Genomic DNA, 15,898 nt, shown 5'->3' with positions numbered 1-15,898 from the left:
GTGACCGCGCTGCGCCGGGGGGCCTGCCAGGGCCTCGCCGGGCGGGTGCTGGAGCTGGGCGCGGGCAGTGGTCGCAACCTGGCCCTGCTGCCGGCCAGGGTGACCGCGCTGCACGTCGTCGAGCCCTCCGACCTCGCCTGGGAGATGTCCGCCGGGCGCCGGGCGCGGGCGACCGTGCCCGTGAAGCGGATCGGGCTGGACGGCCAGCGCCTGCCGGTCGGCGACGCGTCGTACGACGCGGTGCTCTCGACGTTCACCCTGTGCACGATCCCCGACCCGGCCCAGGCGCTCGCCGAGGTGCGGCGGGTGCTGCGCCCTGGCGGGTCGGTGCACTTCCTCGAGCACGGGCTCGCGGACGATCCCACCGTGGCACGGTGGCAGCGGCGGCTGGACCCGGTGCATAAGCGGGTGGCCGGAGGCTGCCACCTCAGCCGTGACGTCCCGCGGCTGGTCGAGGCCGCGGGGCTGGAGCTGGCGGAGCTGCGGGTCTCCGACCTGCCGGGACCTGCCGCGGCGCGGCCCTGGCTGCACGGCTTCGTCGGGCGCGCCGCCGCGTCCGCGGACTGAGTCCGCGGGCGACCGACGGGGGTGGTGGGGGGTCAGGGACGCTTGCGCATCGCCATCGCCGCGACGGCGAGGACGGCGATGACCAGGACGATCATGACGACGTACTTCATCGAGCGCTCCTCCTCGGTGCTGACTACAGGTACTGGCCGGTGTTGGCGACCGTGTCGATCGACCGGCCGGGCTCGGTGCCCTGCTTGCCGGTGACGAGGGTGCGGATGAAGACGATCCGCTCGCCCTTCTTGCCGGAGATGCGCGCCCAGTCGTCGGGGTTCGTGGTGTTCGGGAGGTCCTCGTTCTCCTTGAACTCGTCGACGCACGCCTGGAGCAGGTGGGCGACCCGCAGACCGCGCTGCTCCTGCTCGAGCAGGTCCTTGATCGCCATCTTCTTCGCCCGGTCGACGATGTTCTGGATCATCGCGCCGGAGTTGAAGTCCTTGAAGTACAGGACCTCCTTGTCGCCGTTGGCGTAGGTGACCTCGAGGAACCGGTTCTCCTCGGTCTCGGCGTACATCCGCTCGACCGTCGCCCGGATCATCGCGGCGACCGTGGCGTCACGGTCCCCGCCGAACTCGGCGAGGTCCTCGGCGTGCAGCGGCAGGCTGGGGGTGAGGTACTTGGAGAAGATGTCGCGCGCCGACTCGGCGTCGGGCCGCTCGATCTTGATCTTCACGTCCAGCCGGCCGGGTCGCAGGATGGCGGGGTCGATCATGTCCTCGCGGTTCGACGCACCGATCACCAGGACGTTCTCGAGCAGCTCGACGCCGTCGATCTCGCTGAGCAGCTGCGGCACGATGGTGTTCTCGACGTCGGAGGAGACCCCGGAGCCGCGGGTGCGGAACAGGGAGTCCATCTCGTCGAAGAAGACGATCACCGGAGTGCCGGTGCTGGCCTTCTCGCGCGCCCGCTGGAAGACCAGCCGGATGTGCCGCTCGGTCTCGCCGACGTACTTGTTGAGCAGCTCGGGGCCCTTGATGTTGAGGAAGTAGGACTTCCCCTCCTGGCCGGTCCGGGCGGCGACCTTCTTGGCGAGCGAGTTCGCCACGGCCTTCGCGATCAACGTCTTGCCGCAGCCGGGGGGACCGTAGAGCAGCACGCCCTTCGGCGGCTTGAGCTCGTGCTCCTTGAAGAGCTCGGGGTAGAGGTAGGGGAGCTCGACCGCGTCCTGGATCTGCTCGATCTGGCCGCGCAGGCCGCCGATCGACTCGTAGGCGATGTCGGGGACCTCCTCGAGGACGAGCTCCTCGACCTCCGACTTCGGGACCTTCTCGTAGACGTAGCCGGCCCGGGAGTCCAGCAGCAGGCTGTCGCCGGCCCGGATGGTCTCCCCGCGCAGCGGCTCGGCGAGCCGCACGACGCGCTCCTCGTCGGCGTTGGCGATGACCAGGGCCCGGTCGCCGTCGGCGAGCACCTCCTTGAACATCACCACCTCGCCGACCTGCTCGTAGTCGAGCGCGGCGACGACGTTGAGCGCCTCGTTGAGCATGACCTCCTGGCCGCGGCGCAGGCCGTCGAGCTCGACGTTGGGGCTGACGGTGACCCGGAGCTTCCGCCCGCCGGTGAAGACGTCGACGGTGTCGTCGTCGTTGCGGGTGAGGAAGGTGCCGAACCCGGCCGGCGGCTGTGCCAGCCGGTCGACCTCCTCCTTGAGCTTCATGATCTGGTCGCGGGCCTCGCGCAAGGTGCCGGCGAGGCGCTCGTTCTGCGAGGTGACCGCGGCGAGCGAGCGCTGGGCGTCGGCCAGCCGCAGCTCGAGGCCACGGTTGTGGGAGGGCGAGTCGCTGAGGCGGCGACGGAGGTCGGCCACCTCGGCCTCGAGGAATCGGACATGGCTGGCGAGCTCCTCGGGGCTGCGGCTGCCCGAGCGGGGACCTTCAGATGTCATCGGCACACCTCCTGGTGTTCAGCGACCCTACCCGTGGTATCCGACAACGGAAGGCGACAACCCGCTGGGGAGGTCACGATTCGGACGCGGTCGCCGCGTGCCGGCTCAGTCCTCCGCCGGGTCCTCGACCGGTACGCCGGGCGGGCGGGGTCCGGCGTAGTCCGGACCGTAGGCGCCGGGGGCCGGACGCCGCTTCTTCAGCGGTGGCCGCTGCCCCGGCGCCATCCGCCGCGCGGTGACGAGGAAGGCGGTGTGGCCGATCATCTTGTGACCGGGCCGGACCGCGAGGCCCTCGACGTGCCAGTCGCGGACGAGCGACTCCCACGCCTGGGGCTCGGTGAACCCGCCGTGCACCCGCACGGTCTCCATGAACCGGGAGAGCTGGGTGGTGGTGGCGACGTACGCGCAGACGATGCCGCCGGGGAGCAGGGCTCCGGCCGCGGCGTCGAGGCACTCCCACGGGGCCAGCATGTCGAGGATGATCCGGTCGCACCGGTCGCCGGAGGCGAGGAGGGCCTCGGCGAGGTCGCCCAGCTCCAGGCGCCACGCGGGGTGCGTCTCCCCGTCGGGGACGCCGAAGAACTGGTGCACGTTGCGACGGGCGACGTCGGCGAACTCCTCGCGACGCTCGTAGGACGTGACCCGGCCGTACGGCCCCACGGCGCGCAGGAGCGAGCAGGTCAGCGCCCCGGAGCCGACGCCGGCCTCGACGACGTGCGCGCCGGGGAAGATGTCGGCCATCGCGACGATCTGGGCGGCGTCCTTGGGGTAGACGACGGCCGCGCCGCGGGGCATCGACACGACGAACTCCGAGAGCAGCGGCCGGAACACGAGGTACTCCCCGCCGGCCGACGAGGCGACGGTGAAGCCCTCCTCGCGGCCGATCAGGTCGTCGTGCTCGAGGTGCCCGCGGTTGGAGAAGAAGCGCTTGCCGGCGACCAGCTCGAAGTTGTGGCGGCGCCCCTTCTGGTCGGTCAGGCGCACCCACTCCCCCTCGCGGAGGGGACCTCGGTGGACGCCGGACCAGGCGTCGCGGGGCACGTCGGGAAGGGCGTCGGACATGCGCGAGACCCTAGTGGGGCGACTCCCGGAACGCGCGATCGACGTCGACGGTCGACAGCACGCCGTACACCGAGCCGTCGGGCTCGACCAGCAGGTACTCGCCCGAGGGGTGGCGGCCGATCGCACGCACCAGGTCCTCCCCCGCGAGGTCCGCCGGGAGCCGCATGCCCGACTCCAGGGTGCGCGCGACGGTCGACGTCGCCACCCAGGGCCGGCGGTCCTCCGGCGTGGCCGCCAGGGCCGCCTCGCTCACCAGGCCGACGGGCTCGCCGCCGGTGGTCACGGTCACGATGCCGCCCGCCTCCGCGTCGCGGGCCCGGCGCACCGCCTCGGCGAGCGGCAGGTCGGCCGGGACGGCGAGGGTACGGCGGGCGAGCTCGCGCGCCACGAGGCGGGGCAGCCGCTGCCGGATGCGGGCGGAGGTGATCGCCGCGGTCGAGCCGGACCAGAGGAAGAGGGCGACGACCAGCGCCAGGACGAGGTCGAGCAGGTCGGGCTGCAGGCCCCACGCCTCCATCGCCAGCGGCCACAGGAGCACCAGCCCGGCGGTCACGCGGCCGCCCCACCCCGCGACGATCGTGCCGCGGTGGGCGCTGCCCGTGGCACCCCACACCGCAGCCTTGAGCACCCGGCCGCCGTCGAGCGGGAGGCCCGGGACCAGGTTGAGGACACCCACGAGGAGGTTGGCGACGGCGAGTCCCTCGACGGCGAGCAGCAGCAGCCCCTCGGGCATGACGAACCACAACCCGAGGGCGGCGGCGCCGACGGCGATCGACGTCAGCGGTCCCACGACGGCGATGAGGAACTCCTGCCGCGGACGGACGGCCTCCGTCTCCACGGTGGTCATCCCCCCGAGGAAGTGCAGCGTGATCGAGCTGACCGGGAAGCCATACCGGTTGGCCATCACCGCGTGGGAGGCCTCGTGCAGGAGGACCGAGAGGTAGAGCACGACCGCGAAGGCGAACCCCGCGACGTACTTCAGCCCGCCCAGGCCGGGCTCGACGGCCTCCACGCGCGGCGCGACGACCACGGCGATGAGGGCCGCGACCAGGAACCAGGACGACGAGACCAGGACGTCGGCGCCGGCCACGGTCCCCACCTTGAAGGTGCCCGGGGGGCGGTCAGCAGTACGTCGAGGAGCCGGGCCGTCGCCGGGAGGTTGGGGGTCCGCCACAGCATCAGGCTACTGGGGTCCCGCGACGCGAGCCGGCGGCACACGCGTGCCGCCGGCTGCCAGCGGCACGCCAGCGGCACGCCAGCGGATGCCGGCGGTTGTCGGTGGGCTGACCTAGGGTCACTCCCATGGAAGCCCAGCAGGTCCTCTCCCCCGCCGACCGGGTGTCGACACCGGTCGACGGCGTCGAGGTGCTCGGCGCGCTGTCGCCCAGTCGCGCCGGCGACTTCCTGACCTGCCCCCTGCTCTACCGCTTCCGCAGCATCGACCGGCTGCCCGAGCCGTCCTCGCGGGACCAGGTGCGTGGCACGGTCGTGCACAAGGTGCTCGAGGACCTCTTCGACCTGCCCGCCGGGGAGCGCACCCCGGCCCAGGCACGCCAGATGCTCGAGCCCGCCTGGGCCCGGCTGCGCGACGCCGATCCCGGTTTCGGCGAGCTCTTCGGCGACGAGGGGCCCGAGGTGGCGGGATGGCTCTCGTCGTGCGCGGAGGCGCTCGACCGGTACTTCACGCTCGAGGACCCGCGCCGGCTGGAGCCGGCAGCCCGGGAGGAGTACGTCGAGAGCCTGCTGGATTCGCGGCTCCTGCTGCGGGGCTTCATCGACCGGCTCGACGTCGCGCCGGACGGCGCCGTGCGGGTGGTGGACTACAAGACCGGCCGTGCGCCGGGGCCCGGGTTCGAGGGCCGGGCGCTGTTCCAGATGAAGTTCTACGCCCTCGTGCTCTGGCGTGCTCGGGGCGTGGTGCCCGCCGTCCTCCAGCTGGTCTACCTCGGCAGTGGCGAGATCCTGCGCTACACCCCCGACGAGGCGGACCTGCTCGCCACGGAGCGGAAGGTGGAGGCGGTGTGGCGCGCCATCCGTGCCGCCGAGGAGAGCGGTGACTGGCGTCCCCGGGTGAGCCGGTTGTGCGACTGGTGCCACCACCGCTCGCTGTGCCCGGAGTTCGGCGGCACTCCCCCGCCGTTGCCCACCGTCGAGCCCTGATCCTGTCGGTGACCGCGAGCGCATTCCGCCATCCTGGCGATCAGGCCGCGTCACCAGGGCGTGCGGGAGCCCACCGTGCATTCCGGCCCAGGAATGCTGGTGGCCGCCCACGTCCGCGCCTCCCGGCAGGACTGCCTCGGTCCGTGACCGGCATGGCGGTGCGTCGCGCTCAGCGGGCGTCCCTGTTCTCGCCCCAACCGAAACGGCTTTCCGCGACGAAGTCGACCAGGTTCGAGCGCAAGCGCTCGCGCCACTCCTCCGCCGTCGTATGAGGGACGTCCTCCTGGACGACCAGGTCGTGGAACGTCTCACCTCGAGCGGTCAGTGCCAGCGTGAGCGGGCCGCCGCCGTCGTCTGAGTAGGCCAGCTCGGCCGATGAGACCTCGTCGTCGTCGAAGACCGAGCGCAGCGCAGGCAGCACCACGACAGCCACGGCGTCGAGCAGGCTCATCACGCTGGAACGGTAGCCCCGCGACCCGGAAATGGGACACCACGCTATCGGCGTCGGTCGAACGAGCTGGCGGTCACGGGGAGGCCGCCGTGGCCTCGACAAGCTCGACCACCAAGGAGCCGTGGTCTCGACAGGCTCGACCACCGAGGAGCGCCGTGGCCTCGACGAGCTCGACCACCGAGGAGCGAGGACGGTTCAGGCGCGTTCGACGTCCGGCCGACAGGGGTCCGTGGTGACCGGCTCGGGGTGCAGCACGCAAGCCACGTCCACGCCTCCAGTCCGCCGCAGGAGCGGGTCGACACCGTCGTGGAACTCCACCTCGACGCCGCCAGCCACCTCCTCCACCCGCGCGACCCCGCGCCAGAACGGGTCCTCCTCGTCCTCCGCACGCACCCGCTCGATGAGGTCGCGGACCTCTCCGGCCGGCCGCCCGGACCCCGGTGCGAGCCGCACCGTCTTGGCCGGTGCGTCGAGCACGTCGAGATCACCGACCAGGGCCTGCTCCCGTTCGAACTCCTCGGGGGGTGAGCGCACCCAGTGCGCCTCGAGGAGCGCCCGGAGGTCGCGGGCCTCCCATCCGCAGACGGGGGTCGCATCGGGGCAGCGGGGGTGGAACGCGCAGCCGAGCGGGGGGCTGGCCGCATCTGGGATCTCCCCACGCGGCAGGTCGCGAGGCAGCGACCGGTCCGGGTCCGGCTCCGGGATCGCGCGGAGCAACGCGCGGGTGTAGGGGTGCTTGGGATCGGCGAAGACTTCCTCGGTCGGTCCGATCTCCACGATCCGGCCGAGGTACATGATGGCGATCCGGTCGCAGAAGAACTTGGCGCTCGCCAGGTCGTGGGTGATGTAGACGTAGGTCAGGTCGAGCTCCTGCTTGAGGTCGAGCATCAGCTGCAGGATCTTGGCGCGGACACTCATGTCGAGCATCGAGATTGGCTCGTCGGCGACCACGAGCTCGGGGTCGAGGATGATGGCCCGGGCGATCACGGCCCGCTGCTTCTGGCCGCCGGAGAGGTCGCTCGGCATCGCCTCGAGGAACCGGTCGACGGGGCTCAGGCCGACCCGCTCGAGTGCATCGACCACGCGGCGCCGTAGCTCGTCACCAGATGCGAGGCCGTGCACCTTGAGCGGGTGGCCGACGGCCGTCTGGATGTCCATCGAGGGGTTCAGCGCGGCGTTCGGGTCCTGGAAGACCATCTGCACCTGGGTGCGCAGCGACCGCAGTCGCCCCTCCGAGAGGTCCGTGACGACGGTGTCCTTCCGCCCGGAGCCCTCGCCGCGGCCGTGGTGGGTGATCCGTCCGCTGGTGGCCGGGACGAGCCCGAGGAGCGCGCGGCCCAGCGTGGTCTTGCCGCTCCCCGACTCGCCGACCAACCCGAGGACCTCACCGCGGCGCAGGTGGAGGTCGACGCCGTCGACCGCCTTGACCACCTTCGGACGGCGTCCGAGGAGACGGGACAGGGCGCCACCGCTGAGGTCGAAGTGCACGCGCAGGTCCTCGACGTCGAGGACGTTGTCGACGCTCGTGCCGGTCGCTGTCGTCTCAGGCCTCGTCGGCAAGGGACACCTCCTCACGTTCCAGGGGCGTGGCTTCCGCCGGGTCCAGCTCGACCAGGCCGTTCCGCTGGTCGGCCGCCCAGCACTGGGTGCGGGTGCCGGTCGGCATCTCCCGCTGCACGGGGTGCTGGTCGGCGCAGATGCGCATCGCGTCGGGGCACCGGGGGTGGAAGCGGCACGCGGGTGGCGGCGCGACCAGGTCCGGCGGCGCACCCGGGATGAAATCCAGGCCCGTGGTTCGAAGGGAGATCGTGGAACGCAGCAGCTCCCGGGTGTACGGGTGCTGCGGGTCGGTGAAGACCGCCCGGGCATCGCCGATCTCGACGATCTCCCCGGCGTACATGACGGCGACCCGGTCGCACGCCTCGGCCACGATGCCGAGGTTGTGGGTGATGAGGAGCAGCGCCGTGTCGTACTCGCGGCGGAGATCGGCGAGGACCCGGATGATCTGCGCCTCGACCAGGACGTCGAGCGCCGTCGTGGGCTCGTCGGCCACCACGAAGGCCGGCCGCAGGACGAGGGCGAGTGCGATCATCAGGCGCTGGCGCATGCCGCCGGAGAACTCGTGCGGGTACGACCGGAAACGGGTCGGTGGGATGCCCATCACCCGGAGCACCTCGCGGGAGCGTCGCTCGACCTCCTCCTTCTCGAGCTCGGGATGGTGGGCGCGCAGTGTCTCGGCGAAGTGCTCCGAGATCCGCATCAGCGGGTTCAGCCGGGTGAGCGGCTCCTGGAAGATCATCCCCAGCTCCTCGCCGCGCAGGGCGAACCGCTCGCGCGGCGAGAGAGAGAGGAGGTCTTGGCCCTTGAAGCGCAGGTCACCGTCGATCTGGGCGCCCGGCGGCAGCAGGCCCATCAGGGCCCGGCCCAGGGACGACTTGCCGCAGCCGGACTCCCCCACCAGTCCGAGGGTCTCCCCGCGGCGGACGGTGAAGTCCACACCGTCCACGGCGCGCACTGGACCCCGCTCCGCGCCGTACCAGATCCGCAGCCCGCGGGCCTCGAGGACTGGGTCGTCGGATACGGGCCGTCCTCCGGCGAGCAGGTCCGGGCGGTGGGCCTCCGCGCTCACAGGTCCACCTGTCCCTTCCCGGTCTCCATCGTGACCGCTCCGCGCTCCGGCAGGGTGAACGGCCGGATCCGCCGCTTTCGCAGGGTCGGGTTGACGGTCTCGTTCAGGCCCTCGCCGACCAGCGTGAGGCCGGTGACAAGCAGGACGATGGCGGCACCGGGGAACACGCCGGTCCACCAGATGTCGGCCCCAGCGTCCGGCAGCGCCCGCTGCAGGTCGTAGCCCCACTCGGCGGCCTCGTTCGGCTGGATGCCGAGGCCTAGGAAGCCCAGGGCGGCGAGAGTCCCGATGGCGTCGGCTGCGTTGAGGGTGGCGATGACGGGCACGCTCTGGATGACGTTGCCGAAGAGGTAGCGCGACATGATCGTGCGCTTCGGCACACCGATGGCGCGGGCGGCCTCCACGTAGGTTGCCTCCCGGGCGCTGACGGTCGTGTTGCGCACCACGCGGAAGTACTGCGGCACGTAGATGACGGTCAACGCGACTCCCGCGGCGGTCACACCGCCGCCGAAGAGGTCGCTCAGCAGGAACGAGAAGACGATCGCGAGCAGCAGCGAGGGGAAGGCGTAGAGGGCATCCATCAGCAGCACCAGCACGCGGTCCAGGACACCGCCGACGTAGCCGGAGACCAGCCCGAGCGGCGCACCGAGGGCGAGCGAGAGCGTGACGGCGATGATGACGACCTCGAGGGCCGTGCGGGCCCCCCAGACGACCCGTGAGAAGACGTCGTAGGACCCGTTCGTCGTCGTCCCGAACCAGAAGCTGCCGCCCGGCGGTGCCGACCGGGGGAAGCGCTCCCCGTCGGCCCGCACCTGGCCGAAGTCGTACGGCGCGATCCACGGCGCGAACAGCGCCATGACGACGAAGAGGCCGAGCAGGACGGCGCCGGTCAGCAGGATCCACCGGGCCAGGCCGGTGGTCTGCCGGAACGGCGAGGTCGTGGTCTTGAGCATGCGCACCATGGCGCCGCGGGTGGTGGCCATCAGTACCGCACTCTCGGGTCGATGAGGGCGTTGACGATGTCGATGAGGATGCTGACCACGACGACCACCACGGCGAAGAGCGTGATGATGCCCTGCACCGCGGCGTAGTCCCGGTTGTTGATGTACTGCACCAGCTCGTTGCCGAGGCCTGGCCAGTTGAAGGTCGCCTCGGTGAGGATCGCACCGGAGAGCAGCAGCGCGACCTGCAGTCCGATCACGGTGACCACCGGCACCAGGGCGTTCCTGAAGGCGTGGGTTCGCATCACCCGGCGCTCCGGGATGCCCCTGGCCCGTGCCGCCTCCACGTAGTCGCCCTGCAGGCTCTGGATCACGTTGACCCGCACCAGCCTGATGAAGATTCCGCTGAGCAGCAGACCCAGCGTCATCGCGGGGAGCACGAGGTGCTCGAGCACGTCGAGCACTGCCTCCATGTTCCCCGAGATGAGCGCGTCGACGAGCAGGATGTGGGTGACCTCCTCGACCTCGAAGATCGTCCGGGGCGAGGCGGCTCCGCTCGCCGGGAACCAGCCCAACCTCCCGGCGAAGAACAGCTGGAACAGCAGCCCCCAGTAGAAGACCGGTGCGGCGTAGGTGACCACGCCGAAGATCCGGATGACCAGATCCGGGAAGGTGTCGCGCACCCGGCCGGCGAGAAGGCCCAACGGCAGTCCGATGATCAGCGCCACGAGGAACGCCGCCACCGAGAGCGTCAGCGTCGCGCCGCCGTTCTCCTGGACGATGTCGATGATGGCGCGGTTGTCGGTGATGGTCTGGCCGAAGTTCAGGGTCGCGACGTCCTTGAGGTACTCGAGGTACTGCACCAGCAGCGGGCGGTCGAGCCCGAGTGCGGCACGCCGCGAGTTCAGGGCGTCCTCGCTCAGCCGGCCTCCGACCGTCGCCGACACCGGATCACCGGGAGCCACCCGCAGCAGCAGGAAGACGATGGTCGTCAGGAGGAAGACCATGGGGATGATCAGCAGCAGGCGCTGCACGACGTAGCGGGCGAGAGAGCCGCTGGCGGACGCCATCGTGTCCTTCCTGGGTGGGTCGACGGTCAGCGAGCAGGGCGGCGGCCGGCCGGCCGGTGGAGCGACGCGCCCGTCGCCCCACCGACCGTCCTCAGCCTTCCTTGGCGACCGTCCAGAACCGGAAGATGAACGACGGGTCGAGGGTCTCCTCGACCCCGCTCATGCCCGGTGCGGTGACCGCGAGGTTCTGACCGACCCAGCTCGGGATCAGCGGGACTTCCTCAGCGACGATGCGCTGCAGCTCCTGGAAGGCCTCTTCACGCTCGACCGGGTCCGAGGCGGCCTGCTCCGTTGCGACCAGCTCGTTGACGGCAGGGTTGGAGTAGTTGTTGGCGTAGAAGCCACCGTCGACCAGGAACGGCGCGAGGTAGTTGTCAGCGTCGAGGAAGTCGGGGAACCAGCCGAGCTGGAAGAGGTCGTAGGCCCCCTCCTTGTAGAGGTCCTGGTACTGCGTCCACTCCGCACTCTTGGTCTCGACCTCGAAGAGACCGCTGTCCTCCAGCTGCCGGCCGAGCTCGGTCGCCTCGTCGACGGCGTTCGGCCCGTAGTGGGACGGGGTGTAGCCGAGCGTCAGCTGGACCGGCACGTCCACGCCCGCCTCGTCGAGGATCTGCCGCGCCTCCTCTGCGCTGGCACCCTCGTACTCATCCGCGAATGCCTCGATGTGGCCCGGGAAGCCGGGCGGTACGAGGGAGTAGAGCGGATCGACCGTGCCGGCGTATGCGTTCTCGGCGATCGCTTCCCGGTCGATGATGGCCGCCGCTGCGCGACGCACCGCCGCCTGCTCGCCCGTCTCGGTGCCCAGCTGCCAGACCCAGTAGCGGATCTCCGAGCCCTCGCCCTCGACCACCTCGACGGAGTCGGTGCCCCGGAGGTCGTTGATGTCGGTCGGGCTCAGCGAGCGCCACGCGACGTCCACGTCGCCGTTCTCGACAGCCTGCTTGAGCTGAGCCGGCTGCTGGAAGTACTGGACGAAGACCTGCTCGGACTGCGGCTCCTTGATGCCCTCGTACTCGGGGCTCGCGGTGAGCACGGCCTGCTGCCCGTCCTCGTACTGCTCGATCATGAAGGGTCCCGAGCCCACGGCCTGTGCCGGCTCGATCAGGGAGTCGGCGGGGTAGCTGTCCTCGTCGACGATCGCGGCGGCGTTCGTGGTGAGCACGAACTGGAACGTCGTGTCCGGCTTGGAGAGGTTGAAGATGATCTCGGTGTCGCTGGGGGTTTCGATGGCGTTCGATGCCAGCTCGCCGTTCTCGTCGGTGAGGCTCGCCAGCAGCCCCGAAGCGCCGTTGGGGTCAGCGATGTTGATGTTGCGCTCGAGGCTGAACTTCACGTCGCTGGAGGTCAGCTCGTTGCCGTTGGCGAAAGTGAGGCCCTCGCGCAAGGTGCACTGGTAGGTCTGCGGGTCGGTGTACTCGCACGACTCCGCGGCGTCACCGGCCGGCTCGTTCTCGCCGGCCGGGATGGTGAGCAGTGTCTGGTACGTGTTGTACATCAGCGTCCAGGAACCCAGGTCGTAGGCGCCAGCCGGGTCCAGCGAGGTCACCTTGTCGGTGGTGCCGAGGATCCATGGCTCTCCGGCGGCTTCGCCGCCGCCCGCGCCCCCGCCGCCGTCGTCCCCGCCACACGCGGCGAGCGTCGCGGCGACGAGACCGACGGCGAGTCCGGTCGCCGCCCCCCTGCCGGCTGCGCGGCGCTGGGGCCGATCGGTCTTCCTGTTCGTCTTGCCCGCACCCAGCACCACGTCCGTCACCTCTCTCGAGCGGACCCACCTTCTGAAGATCCGGGGCCCTGATGACGCGTGAACGTACTCCCGGGGTCCGGTGTCCGCCAGCGTCTCGGAGGTTGCGATACGGCAACGATGCCGGTCAGATCCCGTTGCGCTCCGCCCACAACGCCGCCTGGGTGCGGTCGGTGACACCGATCCGGGCGAAGGCGGAGGTGAGGTGGGCCTTCACCGTGCGCTCGCTGATTCCGAGCCGGCGCGCGATCTGCTTGTTGGCCAGTCCCTCCCGGACGAGCGCGAGCACCTCGGACTCCCGGCTGGTGAGCTGGACCGGGGCGGGACCGGATCGAGCGCCGAGCAGGGCGCGGGCCGCGCGGGGATGGATCGGCGACTCACCGCGGCTGACCGCTCGGATGCCGTGCAGCACGTCGTCCGGCTCCGCGTCCTTGAGGAGGTAGCCGACCGCACCGGCGTCGAGCGCGCCGACGATCCGCTCGCTGTCGGAGTACGACGTCAGCACCAGCACGTCGGCGGAGAGACCGGCCGCGCGGATGTTCCGGGTCGCCGTCACGCCGTCCACGCCCGGCATCTGGAGGTCCATCAGCACCACGTCGGGTGCGGTGGCACGGACCACCTCGAGCGCCGTCGCGCCGTTGTCCGCCTCGCCGACGACCTCGATGTCGTCGGTGCCGGCCAGCAGCTGGGCGAGGCCCGCGCGGATCACGGCGTGGTCGTCGACGAGCACGACGCGGATCCGCTCACCGCTCACCCTTCGCCACCTCCATCCGCACGGTCGTCCCCTCGCCGGGCGCTGACACCACGTCGATCTCTCCGCCGATGTCCTTGACCAGGCTCCGCAGGCCCTTCAGACCGTAGCGGTCGGGGTCGCTGACCGTGGGGTCGAACCCCACACCGTCGTCGACCACCTCGAGCTCCACGTGGCCGTTCCCGCCGCGCACGGCGACCGTCAGGGTCGACGCGCCCGAGTGCCGCAGTGCGTTGCGCACCGCCTCCTGAGCCACCCGCCACACCAGTGCCACCGCGGCGTCGGAGGCGTCGCCGATCCCCTCGACACTGACCGAGGCCGCGATGCCGGCGGTTGCCGCGGGCGCGATCAGGTCCTCGAGGGCCGACTCGAGGCCGGCGGCGTGGAGGTCCGGCGGGTGGATCTCCGCGAGCAGCGACCGCAGGGCGCGCAGGCTGTCGCGCAGGGAGTCACCGGCTCCGTCCAGCATCCGCCGGGCGCTGGTGGGGATGGCGCCGTCCCGGGAGAGCGCCGTGATGGAGAAGGTCGTGCCCGCGATGTCCTGGACGACCCCGTCGTGGAGGTCCCGGGCGATCCGTCGGCGTTCGGCGTCGGAGGCGTCGACGGCCGCGGTCAACAGCCGCTCACGGTCCTCGGCCGCGCCGGTGAGGCGCCGGGTCAGCAGCCACAGGATCGGTGTCACGACCAGGAGGAGCCCGGCCAACGAGCCGATCGTGAGCCAGCGGAACGGTTGCAGGATCTCCTCGCGGCGCTCCTTGATGCGGTCGAGCGAGTAGTAGACCTCGAAGAGGAGGGTCTCGCCGCGCACCTTGATAGGGGTGTAGACACGCACCAGGTCGAGACCCCGGTCCTCCTCGGCGTTCTCCGGCTCGTGACGGCCCACCTGCTCGTAGCCGGTGCCCCCCTCACGCAGCACGCGGAGCCGGTCGCTCCCGAGGTCGAACGTCGACTTCATCAAGCCAGAGCGGTTGGTGAAGAGCAGCGTCCCGTCCGAGAGCCACAGGTTGACCCGGACGGCTCGAGGGCTGTCGACCAGGAGTGCTCGGTCGGCGAAGCCGTAGAACCGGTCGATCGCGCCCGCACGCCCCTCGAGGAGACGCTCGTCGAGCTCGTTGATCTCGGCACGCGCGACCGAGTTGGCAAGGACCTCAGTGGTGTTCCGTGCCTCGGCGATCGCCTCCTGCTGGGCGACCCGCTCGGCGATGACGTTCGTGCCCCCGATGATCGCGACCATCGTCACGACCGACAGCAGCAGGAACTGGACGACCGGGCTCCGCAGGGCTGGCACACGACTTCCTTCTCTGAGCAGCACCGGGACGCCGGTGCCCCCTCAGGATAAGGAGTGGCCGCCGATGGCGGGTCAGACCGTGGTCTCGACCTTGCAGACCTCGCCGGTCCGGGTGTTCTGCGCGCGGAAGAGCACGTCGTCGGGTCCGGCCAGGTCAGCCATGGACCGGACGATCCGGAACGAGCGGTCCTTGTCCTTGGCCTTGACGTCACCCATGAAGGAGAAGTCGCCGTTGTGCTTGAACTTCCAGTCCCACAGGTCGTCGTCGTCGCTGAAGACGACGCCGACGGTCTCGATCTCGCCGTTCGACATGAGCGTCGCCCGGACCTTGACCTTGCTGGAACCCTCGCAGGAGCTGAACTCCATGACGGGGTCGTCGATCCGCTTGGGAGCCGGGTCGGCGTTGCGGACCGGCGTCAGGTCCGAGGAGGAGGTCCCGCCCTTCGTAGTCCCGCCATCACTCGCCACCGCGGGGGCGGGGACGAGGGCCGCTGCGCTCAACACCAGGCCGAGCACGATGACGGGACTACGTCGGACGAACATGAGGAACCTCTCCTGGTGGTACCGGGGAGATCCGAGGCTCCCGAGCGATCACGATCCTGCCGCCCCTCGGGGGCAGCCCGCTATCGTCCGGTGGTACTAGGACCTCCCGGCCGCAGGCGTAGTCACCTGGTGGCCCGTCCGGGCTCCTCGTCCGTGGCGGCGAGGGCGGCGTGCCAGCTCGCGGCGAGGTCGAGGCCGACGAGCGAGGCGGCGAACGCACGCCGCGGGCCGGGCGGCACCTCGACGTGGTTCGGCACCACCAGCACCCGGCACCCGGCGGCGGCCGCCGATGTGGCACCGGTGGCCGAGTCCTCCACGGCGAGGCAGTCCGCTGGTTCGACGCCCAGCAGGGCGGCCGCGTTGAGGTACGGCTCGGGGTGCGGCTTGCCACGGGTGACCTGGTCGCCGGTCACCACGGCGGCGAAGGTGCCCGCGGGCAGCTCCGCCAGGATCGGCTCGACGAAGCGGCGCCACGACATCGTCACCAGGGCGCACGGCACACCGGCCTCGGCGAGCGCGACCAGCTGTTCCCGGGCGCCAGCGCACCACGGGACCGACCGCTCCACCCGCGAGACGACGCCGTCGAGGAGCGCCTCCACGATCTCCTCGGCGGCCAGGTCGATGCCCATGTGCGCGCGGATGTAGCGCGCCGAGACCATCAGGTCGTTGCCGACCAGGGCGAGGGCGTGCTCGCGCGACCACGTCCCGTCGTACCGCTCGGCGAGCTCGAACTCCGTGTCGATCCAGTACGGCTCGGTGTCGACGAGCGTGCCGTCCATGTCCCACAGGACGGCGGCGGGGAGGTCCGCCACC

General features: G+C 71.1%; 15 protein-coding genes. 2 read left to right on the top strand and 13 right to left on the bottom strand.

The genetic code is table 11. The annotated features are described in order from the left end of the window. Positions 1-567: class I SAM-dependent methyltransferase (locus tag ACSMHG_RS09040; RefSeq protein WP_435743893.1), on the top strand; the 567-nt coding region annotated here is incomplete at its 5' end. Positions 568-700: 133 nt separating this feature from the next. Here ACSMHG_RS09040 and arc read toward each other — a convergent pair. From arc to ACSMHG_RS09025, 3 genes are all read right to left on the bottom strand, one after another. Further along, a complete protein-coding gene (gene arc / locus ACSMHG_RS09035) occupies positions 701-2,449 on the bottom strand; it encodes a proteasome ATPase (RefSeq protein ID WP_435743891.1) in 1,749 nt (582 codons plus the stop codon). Positions 2,450-2,554: 105 nt separating this feature from the next. Next, positions 2,555-3,511, bottom strand: a complete 957-nt coding sequence (locus ACSMHG_RS09030; RefSeq protein WP_435743889.1) for a tRNA (adenine-N1)-methyltransferase — start codon at positions 3,509-3,511, stop codon at positions 2,555-2,557. Between the two features lie 10 nt (positions 3,512-3,521). After that, entirely contained in the window at positions 3,522-4,601 is a 1,080-nt protein-coding gene (locus ACSMHG_RS09025) for a M50 family metallopeptidase (protein ID WP_435743886.1), read from the bottom strand. A 212-nt stretch (positions 4,602-4,813) separates the two neighbouring features. Between ACSMHG_RS09025 and ACSMHG_RS09020 the strand changes: the two genes are divergently transcribed. Beyond that, a complete protein-coding gene (locus ACSMHG_RS09020) occupies positions 4,814-5,671 on the top strand; it encodes a RecB family exonuclease (protein WP_435743884.1) in 858 nt (285 codons plus the stop codon). A 169-nt stretch (positions 5,672-5,840) separates the two neighbouring features. Here ACSMHG_RS09020 and ACSMHG_RS09015 read toward each other — a convergent pair whose 3' ends face one another. The 10 genes from ACSMHG_RS09015 to ACSMHG_RS08970 all read right to left on the bottom strand — a co-directional run bounded on the left by ACSMHG_RS09015 (position 5,841) and on the right by ACSMHG_RS08970 (position 15,897). Further along, a complete protein-coding gene (locus ACSMHG_RS09015; RefSeq protein ID WP_435743882.1) occupies positions 5,841-6,122 on the bottom strand; it encodes a hypothetical protein in 282 nt (93 codons plus the stop codon). 195 nt (positions 6,123-6,317) lie between these two features. Further along, positions 6,318-7,682 carry an ABC transporter ATP-binding protein gene (locus ACSMHG_RS09010; RefSeq protein WP_435743880.1) on the bottom strand — a complete coding sequence of 455 codons (1,365 nt, stop codon included), beginning with the start codon at positions 7,680-7,682 and terminating at the stop codon, positions 6,318-6,320. Beyond that, the gene (locus ACSMHG_RS09005; protein ID WP_435743877.1) at positions 7,666-8,628 is read right to left on the bottom strand and encodes an ABC transporter ATP-binding protein; all 963 of its coding nucleotides are present in this window, start codon (positions 8,626-8,628) and stop codon (positions 7,666-7,668) included. Before ACSMHG_RS09005 ends, ACSMHG_RS09010 begins: the two co-directional genes overlap by 17 nt. A gap of 119 nt (positions 8,629-8,747) precedes the next feature. Continuing rightward, positions 8,748-9,734, bottom strand: a complete 987-nt coding sequence (locus tag ACSMHG_RS09000) for an ABC transporter permease (RefSeq protein WP_435743874.1) — start codon at positions 9,732-9,734, stop codon at positions 8,748-8,750. Next, entirely contained in the window at positions 9,734-10,762 is a 1,029-nt protein-coding gene (locus tag ACSMHG_RS08995) for an ABC transporter permease (RefSeq protein WP_435743871.1), read from the bottom strand. Before ACSMHG_RS08995 ends, ACSMHG_RS09000 begins: the two co-directional genes overlap by 1 nt. A 91-nt stretch (positions 10,763-10,853) precedes the next feature. Beyond that, positions 10,854-12,515 (bottom strand): ABC transporter substrate-binding protein, encoded by a 1,662-nt coding sequence (locus ACSMHG_RS08990; RefSeq protein ID WP_435743869.1) that lies wholly within the window; start codon positions 12,513-12,515, stop codon positions 10,854-10,856. Positions 12,516-12,630: 115 nt separating this feature from the next. Then, the gene (locus ACSMHG_RS08985) at positions 12,631-13,257 is read right to left on the bottom strand and encodes a response regulator (protein ID WP_435743867.1); all 627 of its coding nucleotides are present in this window, start codon (positions 13,255-13,257) and stop codon (positions 12,631-12,633) included. Further along, positions 13,247-14,542 carry a sensor histidine kinase gene (locus ACSMHG_RS08980; RefSeq protein ID WP_435743864.1) on the bottom strand — a complete coding sequence of 432 codons (1,296 nt, stop codon included), beginning with the start codon at positions 14,540-14,542 and terminating at the stop codon, positions 13,247-13,249. Before ACSMHG_RS08980 ends, ACSMHG_RS08985 begins: the two co-directional genes overlap by 11 nt. Positions 14,543-14,614: 72 nt before the next feature. Next, positions 14,615-15,085 (bottom strand): hypothetical protein, encoded by a 471-nt coding sequence (locus ACSMHG_RS08975; protein ID WP_435743861.1) that lies wholly within the window; start codon positions 15,083-15,085, stop codon positions 14,615-14,617. 122 nt (positions 15,086-15,207) lie between these two features. Further along, positions 15,208-15,897 (bottom strand): HAD family hydrolase, encoded by a 690-nt coding sequence (locus ACSMHG_RS08970; RefSeq protein WP_435743859.1) that lies wholly within the window; start codon positions 15,895-15,897, stop codon positions 15,208-15,210. Position 15,898 lies beyond the last annotated feature (1 nt).

The organism is Nocardioides ureilyticus (assembly GCF_051280745.1).
Classification (GTDB): domain Bacteria; phylum Actinomycetota; class Actinomycetes; order Propionibacteriales; family Nocardioidaceae; genus Nocardioides.
The sequence above is the reverse complement of the archived record's forward strand: the minus strand, read 5'-3'. Positions and strand labels throughout refer to the sequence as shown.